This window comes from Mesorhizobium sp. M7D.F.Ca.US.004.03.1.1 (assembly GCF_003998635.1).
Lineage (GTDB): Bacteria > Pseudomonadota > Alphaproteobacteria > Rhizobiales > Rhizobiaceae > Mesorhizobium > Mesorhizobium loti.
Genome location: NZ_RZQG01001561.1, coordinates 1 through 754, shown reverse-complemented (window position 1 = coordinate 754; position 754 = coordinate 1). Strand labels below are relative to the sequence as shown.

Here is a 754-nt window from a genome sequence, read left to right as displayed (position 1 = left end):
ACGAAACTCAGCACGCCCTGCGTCTCGGCGACGCCGAGATTGTTGGTCGGCTCGTCCAAGATGATCAGGTCGCTGTCGAAATGCATGGCGCGCGCGATCGCCACTGCCTGGCGCTCGCCGCCTGACAGCGAGCCGATTGGCGTCGTCGGCGGGATATTCTTCGAGATGCCGACCTGCTTGAGCAGGTCGCGGGCGACATTGTTCATCGCGTCCTGGTCCATCCGGTTGAGGAAGCGCGGTGGCTTGATCGGTTCGCGCCCGAGGAACAGATTGCGGGCGATCGACAGTTGCGTGACCAGTGCCGAGTCCTGGTAGATCGTCTCGATGCCGTGGGCGATGGCGTCGCTGGTGCTGCGCAGGCTCACCTTCTTGCCGCGGATGAAGATGTCGCCGCTGGTCAGCGGAACAGCGCCCGAAAGCACCTTGATCAGCGTCGACTTGCCGGCGCCATTGTCGCCGAGCAGGCCGACGATCTCCTGTTCATTGACGTGGAAATTGGCATCCTCCAGCGCCTGCACGCGGCCATAGGACTTGCGGATGTTCTGCATGCGGATCAGCGGCTCGGCCATGGTTCAAGTCCCCGCCTGATGCCGGCGTTCCAGCCATGAATGCAGCGCCATCATGCCAAGGATGATCGCGCCGATGAAGATGTTGTAGGCAAGGCCGGGCACGCCGATCAGCACGATGCCGTTGCGCATGACGCGCAGGATCAGGATGCCGAGCACGGTGCCGATGATCGTGCCGCGCCCGCCGG

General features: G+C 63.7%; 1 protein-coding gene and 1 pseudogene. Both read right to left on the bottom strand.

Annotated features, from left to right (window positions below; all coding sequences use genetic code 11):
• Nucleotides 1–569, bottom strand: a 569-nt coding sequence (locus tag EN935_RS38700) for an ATP-binding cassette domain-containing protein (RefSeq protein ID WP_164771861.1), incomplete at its 3' end; no start/stop codon positions are given.
• Nucleotides 570–572: 3 nt separating this feature from the next.
• Nucleotides 573–754: pseudogene (locus tag EN935_RS38695) on the bottom strand (ABC transporter permease); the annotation flags it as partial.